At 39.9% G+C, this 6,352-nt stretch carries 5 protein-coding genes, 1 tRNA gene and 1 riboswitch; of the genes, 5 read left to right on the plus strand and 1 reads right to left on the minus strand.

Annotation, left to right across the window (positions count from 1 at the left end; translation table 11 throughout):
- Positions 1-28 precede the first annotated feature (28 nt).
- Positions 29-104, minus strand: a tRNA-Phe gene (locus ABXH06_RS17710).
- A gap of 208 nt (positions 105-312) precedes the next feature.
- Positions 313-425, plus strand: a riboswitch (TPP riboswitch).
- Positions 426-516: 91 nt separating this feature from the next.
- Between ABXH06_RS17710 and thiC the strand changes: the two genes are divergently transcribed.
- From thiC to thiE, 5 genes are read left to right on the plus strand one after another with little or no spacing between them, the layout of a single operon-like run.
- Positions 517-2,481 (plus strand): phosphomethylpyrimidine synthase ThiC, encoded by a 1,965-nt coding sequence (gene thiC, locus ABXH06_RS17715; protein ID WP_353519083.1) that lies wholly within the window; start codon positions 517-519, stop codon positions 2,479-2,481.
- Positions 2,482-2,540: 59 nt separating this feature from the next.
- A complete protein-coding gene (thiO, locus tag ABXH06_RS17720) occupies positions 2,541-3,635 on the plus strand; it encodes a glycine oxidase ThiO (RefSeq protein ID WP_353519084.1) in 1,095 nt (364 codons plus the stop codon).
- Positions 3,632-3,862 carry a sulfur carrier protein ThiS gene (gene thiS / locus ABXH06_RS17725; RefSeq protein WP_353519085.1) on the plus strand — a complete coding sequence of 77 codons (231 nt, stop codon included), beginning with the start codon at positions 3,632-3,634 and terminating at the stop codon, positions 3,860-3,862. Before thiO ends, thiS begins: the two co-directional genes overlap by 4 nt.
- Before the next feature lie 2 nt (positions 3,863-3,864).
- Positions 3,865-4,674 carry a thiazole synthase gene (locus ABXH06_RS17730; protein ID WP_353519086.1) on the plus strand — a complete coding sequence of 270 codons (810 nt, stop codon included), beginning with the start codon at positions 3,865-3,867 and terminating at the stop codon, positions 4,672-4,674.
- Positions 4,671-6,266, plus strand: a complete 1,596-nt coding sequence (thiE, locus tag ABXH06_RS17735; RefSeq protein WP_353519087.1) for a thiamine phosphate synthase — start codon at positions 4,671-4,673, stop codon at positions 6,264-6,266. The genes ABXH06_RS17730 and thiE overlap by 4 nt, the downstream gene beginning before the upstream one ends.
- The last annotated feature ends 86 nt before the right edge of the window (positions 6,267-6,352 follow it).

Genomic DNA, 6,352 nt, shown 5'->3' on the forward strand with positions numbered 1-6,352 from the left:
CGAATAACAGAACACTTGTTCTAAATGATGGTGCCTCGACCCGGAATCGAACCAGGGACACGAGGATTTTCAATCCTCTGCTCTACCGACTGAGCTATCGAGGCAAATTTAACGGCAAGGAGGATAATGAAAATACGCACAGATAGCAACTGAAATTTTCTTTTAGGTGAGTATATTTCCTTATTTAAACGATTATTGTCATCCTATTTTCAATCTTTGCAATGGTTAGCAATGAATTATGGTTTTTTCTAAGCTAGAACTTTGTGTTATTTATTCTCAGTTGCGCAATAAAATTTAATCATATAGTATCGTCGAGACTTGTCGGAGTGCCACTTACATTTTTGTAATGGCTGAGATCGCGAAAGCGGGATCCGTAGAACCTGATTCAGACTAATATCTGCGAAGGAAACAAGGGAATAATCACTAACTATTTTCAGTTAGTTTTACAAAGCTCCTGTATATCTACACTCCGTCTTTTGTGCTCAATTTTTGAGCGAACTTACGAAAGGCTGAACCATGACTAAATTAACTCGCCGCGCACGTCGCGAACAAGCAGAACAGTTTTTAACAAACTGCTCTAATCAACATTTTCCAAATTCTAAAAAAATCTACGTTAAAGGTAACTTGTACTCCATTAAAGTGGGGATGCGTGAAATCTCACTAGCCGATTCTTTCGTTGGCGGTACACAAGAGAACCCAATACTAGAGCCTAATCAACCTATTTGTGTTTATGACACATCTGGTCCTTATACTGATGAAGATACTCAAATTGATGTTCACAAAGGTTTAGCAAAGTTACGCGCCACTTGGATTGAAGCTAGGGAAGATACTGAAGTATTAACGGGGGCATCCTCTGGTTATAGCCAAAAACGTTTAGCCGACGAAGGCTTAGATCATATTCGCTTTGAAAACCTTCCTAAAGTACGCCGAGCATTACCGGGAAAAAATGTTACACAAATGCATTACGCTCGCCAAGGTATCATTACGCCAGAAATGGAATACATTGCTATTCGTGAAAACCTAAAGCGACAACAATTACATGACGAAATGTTAACTCAGCAGCACGCGGGTCAAAGTTTTGGGGCAGTGGTAGGCAGTGAACAAATGCCTAATGAAATAACCCCTGAATTTGTTAGAGATGAAGTGGCGAGAGGGCGAGCTATTATTCCTTCAAATATCAATCATCCTGAAGCCGAGCCAATGATCATAGGTCGTAATTTTTTGATTAAAGTTAACGCTAATATAGGTAATTCAGCGGTTACTTCTTCGATTGAAGAAGAAGTAGAAAAGCTCGTTTGGTCGACTAAATGGGGGGCTGATACCGTAATGGATTTATCCACAGGTCGATATATTCATGAAACGCGCGAATGGATTATTCGTAATTCGCCAGTGCCCATTGGTACGGTACCGATTTATCAAGCGCTGGAAAAAGTTAACGGCGTAGCTGAAGACTTAACTTGGGAGATTTTTCGCGATACCTTAATTGAACAAGCGGAGCAAGGTGTTGATTATTTTACGATTCATGCCGGCGTATTACTGAGATATGTGCCTATGACCGCTAAACGCGTCACAGGTATTGTCTCACGTGGCGGCTCAATCATGGCGAAATGGTGTTTATCACACCATAAAGAAAATTTCCTCTATACCCATTTTGAAGATATTTGTGAAATTTGTAAAAAATATGATGTTTCATTTTCATTAGGTGATGGTTTAAGACCCGGTTCCGTTGCGGATGCAAACGATGAAGCCCAATTTAGTGAGTTAAAAACCTTAGGAGAATTAACTAAAATTGCTTGGAAGCATGATGTGCAAACTATTATAGAAGGGCCTGGGCATGTACCTTTGCATATGATCAAAGAAAATATGGAGCAACAATTAGCGTACTGTGGTGAAGCGCCATTTTATACTTTAGGCCCTTTAACCACTGATATAGCTCCGGGATATGACCATATTACATCAGGCATAGGGGCGGCCAATATTGGGTGGTATGGTTGTGCAATGTTATGTTATGTAACGCCAAAAGAGCACTTAGGTTTACCAAATAAAGAAGACGTAAAAGAAGGATTAATTACCTATAAAATAGCCGCACATGCTGGGGATCTTGCGAAAGGACACCCCGGTGCGCAAATTCGAGATAACGCCTTATCTAAAGCGCGATTTGAGTTTCGTTGGCATGATCAATTTAATTTAGGATTAGATCCTGATCGCGCTCGAGAATATCACGACGAAACACTGCCGCAAGAGTCAGGAAAAGTTGCTCATTTTTGTTCTATGTGTGGTCCAAAATTCTGTTCAATGAAAATAAGCCAAGAAGTGCGAGACTACGCAGCTGACATTGAAGATCAATCTATCACGATCAAATTACTTGATGAAGAAATCATAACCAGTAATGCCGAGCTTGAACAAGCTGTACAAGGCATGGCTGAAAAATCAGCAGAATTTAAGGCATCAGGTAGTGAAATATATCAACCCGCGAAATAATTTTCGGTTTTGAATACGCTGAAACCTTCGTCGAAATGATCATTTAGGAAAAATACTTTATGGAAATAGCGGTAGTTGGGGCTGGTTTAATGGGGCGCCTGACTGCTTTGTCTTTAACAAGACAAGGCTATCAAGTGTGCCTGTTTGACAAGGACAACAAACTAGCTAAACAAAGTGCAGCCTATGCTGCTGGTGGTTTATTAACGCCATTAGGCGAGTCAATGAGTTGTGAGCCTAATATAGTAGAAATGGGCTTTACTTCGTTAACAATGTGGCCTGAGTTATTAGCCACATTAGATGAAAAAGTTTATTTTCAACAACAAGGGGCGATCATGGTGAGCCATGAGCATGACAGTGGTGATTACCAGCGTTTTGTTCAACATATTGCGCGAAACTATGGCCAACATATCGTAAAGTCATTAAACCGATTGCAACTTGCCGAGCTAGAACCTGAATTAGCCCCTTATTTTAATCAAGGTTTGTTTTTACCCAGCGAAGGGCAAATTGACAATCGTATGTTACTAATCGCATTGCAAAAACAACTTGAATTAGAGCAAGTTAATTGGTTGACCGAGGCTCAGGTATCACAAATAAATAACCAAACAAGCCATTGTCAATTGACCGTCAATGAGCAAATTCAATACTTCGATTTAGTGATTGATTGTCGAGGGGTGGGCGCTAGAGCTAGTTTTGATGTAAAACAACCCGCTTTTCCTATTGAGGATTTACGTGCGGTAAGAGGTGAATTGTTTCACCTGTTTGCTCCTGAGGTGCATTTAACTCGACCTATCAGATTAATGCATCCAAGATATCAACTTTATATCGCGCCCAAACCTGATCAGGTTTATCTGGTAGGTGCCACCGAAATTGAAAGTGATGATTTATCTCCCATGACAGTACGTTCGGCGCTGGAATTACTCAGCGCAGCTTATAGCGTTAATAGTGGTTTTGCAGAAGCTAATATTCTTCAACACATCAGTCAATTAAGGCCGGCATTTAGCGACAATCAACCAAAAGTTTTAGTTGAACAACGCTTAATTCAAGTTAATGGCTTGTATCGTCACGGCTTTCTCATTGCCCCTGTAATACTTAAACAACTGCTATTAACCGTTTCTCAATTAAATAAAAGCACAATTACAGGAAGATCAAAATGAACGTGCATATTAACGGCGAGGTACACATGCTTCAAAGCATCGCTAAGAGTAAAAAATCAAAGGTAAATTTAACTGATGCGCTAGAGCAGTATTTAACATCAAAACAGCAAACAATGAGTTTTGCCGTTGCTGTTAATAGTGATTTTATTAGTAAAGGTCAATACTCATCTACGTTACTAAATGATGGCGACTCCATTGATGTACTGTTCCCTATTTACGGAGGTTAACAATGAATTTAACCATATACGGTGAGCAGCTTAACAGCCGGCTTTTAATTGGCAGTGCGCTTTATCCGTCGCCAGATATTATGAAAAAGGCAATTTTAGCAAGTGGTGCTCAAGTGGTAACTTTGTCGCTAAAACGACAAAACCCTCAAACGCAATCAGGGCAACAGATTTGGCAATATATTCAAGATATTGTAAAGCTAAATAATGGCTTTTTATTACCGAATACTGCTGGTTGTAAAACGGCTAAAGAGGCATTTACATTGGCACAAATGAGCCGTGAATTATTCCAAACGTCTTGGTTAAAACTTGAAGTCATTGGCGATGACTATAATTTACAACCAGATCCGCTTGAACTATTAAAAGCCACTGAAATGCTGATAAATGATGGTTTTAACGTATTACCTTATTGCACTGACGATTTAGTCTTATGTCAGCGCCTGTATGATTTAGGCTGTGAAGTCATTATGCCTTGGGCATCACCTATAGGTACAGGAAAAGGGTTAATGAACCCATATAACCTGGCAACCATTCGTGCACGTTTACCTAAAGCAACATTAATTTTAGATGCCGGGATTGGCAAACCTTCAGACGCTTGTTTAGCGATGGAAATGGGCTATGACGGTATCTTATTAAACAGTGCTGTTGCTCTGGCTGACGATCCTATTTTAATGGCTAAAGCATTTTCTGATGCACTTTTATCAGGCGAACAAGCCTTTCGAGCGGGCATAATGCAGCAAAGACAGACAGCCCAGCCCAGTACACCAACATTAGATACGCCTTTTTGGCAACAAAGTGAACCGGATCGAACATGAATAAAATAGAGACCAAACCTGTTGTCTGGACAATTGCTGGCAGCGATTGTTCAGGAGGAGCAGGGGTGCAAGCTGATATTAAAACTATGCATAACTTAGGAGTTGATGTTGGCTCAGTGATCACTGCGGTCACTGCTCAAAATCGTTTTGGTGTTGAAGCTATCAACCCACTGTCTGAAAAGGTTATTTTGTCGCAAATAATGGCCTTGGAACAAGTGCAACCGGCAACCGTGATTAAAATCGGTTTACTCGCCAATAATCAACAAGTTGAATTAGTTGTTGAGCAGATCAAACGCTTCAATAAAGAGTGGCCAAGCAAACCTTATATTATTTACGACCCCCTAGCTATTGCCTCTAACGGCTCAGACTTAACAGAAGATGATACTTTACCGACAATCAAAGCAAAGCTATTACCACTTGTTCATTTATTGACACCTAACGGTAAAGAAATGCAAAAAATTACTGGGGTGTTTGCATTTTCCTGGCAGTGTATGGTCGCTGCGGCGCAAAAGATTCTATCGCTTGGTGTTAGTGCCACAATTATTAAAGGTGGCCATCTAGAAATAGCTAAAAATAAATGTATCGATTATGGTACTGACGGACAGCAAAGTTACTGGTTAAGTAGCAATAAAATATCAAGTCATAACACCCATGGTACAGGGTGTACTTTTGCCTCGGCCATTGCCGCTTTAATAGCACAAAACTACGCGCTAAAGGATGCATTTATCATCGCTAAAGCCTACCTTAATCAAGGATTAAAGGCGGTCGGAGAGAAAAAAAGTCATTTTGATGCAATATGGCAAGGTCAATGGCCAAGTTATATAAATGACTATCCTGAGGTATTGGTAAATGGTTCTAGTTTGGCTCAAGCTATTGATTGGCATGAAGAAAAAACCTCTGAGAAGCCAAGACTATCAGCTACAAGTTTTGACTTTGGGTTTGCAGCGCTCGATTCTAAGCAATTGGGATTATATCCAGTGGTGGATTCACTCGAATGGTTAGAACGGTTATTAAAATTAGGCATTAAACTGATTCAATACCGTAACAAAGCGCTTGTTGGAGAGGCATTAGAGCAATCAATCATGCAAGCAATTGCTTTAGGCAAACGATATAAAGCCATGTTGTTTATTAATGATTATTGGCATTTAGCGATAAAATATAACGCTTATGGCGTGCATTTAGGGCAGGAAGATATCCAAGCGGCTGATTTAAAAGCGATTAAACAAGCAGGTCTTCGTTTAGGTATAAGTAGTCACGGACATTACGAGTTAATTAAAGTCAAACAATATCAGCCTTCTTATCTTGCTATTGGCGCTATATTTCCGACAAAAACTAAGGATATGACTGGACAAATTCAAGGCGTACAAACATTATCTGACTTAGTAAAATTAACGCCTGATATTCCAACGGTTGCGATTGGTGGTATCACCTTAGCACGTGCTAAAACGGTGTTAAATACATCAGTAAACTCAATCGCCGTTGTTACTGCCATTACTGAAGCATTAGAGCCTGAGCTTGCCGTCAAAAAATTTCAACAAATGATCAAAGACAGAAATAATGATTGTGGTAATAATAGGGCGGGCAATGACTGATTAACTGTTAAATCTTATAACTGAGTTGAACAGCAACCAATTTTAAACCGGAAGATACAAAAAAGCCCCAACCGAAGTTAGGGCTT

Origin of the sequence: Thalassotalea sp. SU-HH00458, assembly GCF_040362795.1 — a bacterium.
Lineage (GTDB): Bacteria > Pseudomonadota > Gammaproteobacteria > Enterobacterales > Alteromonadaceae > Thalassotalea_H > Thalassotalea_H castellviae.

Coding starts and splice junctions, on each gene's coding strand:
- thiC (WP_353519083.1), top strand. CDS start 517: ATGACTAAATTAACTCGCCGCGCACGTCGCGAACAAGCAGAACAGTTT.
- thiO (WP_353519084.1), top strand. CDS start 2,541: ATGGAAATAGCGGTAGTTGGGGCTGGTTTAATGGGGCGCCTGACTGCT.
- thiS (WP_353519085.1), top strand. CDS start 3,632: ATGAACGTGCATATTAACGGCGAGGTACACATGCTTCAAAGCATCGCT.
- ABXH06_RS17730 (WP_353519086.1), top strand. CDS start 3,865: ATGAATTTAACCATATACGGTGAGCAGCTTAACAGCCGGCTTTTAATT.
- thiE (WP_353519087.1), top strand. CDS start 4,671: ATGAATAAAATAGAGACCAAACCTGTTGTCTGGACAATTGCTGGCAGC.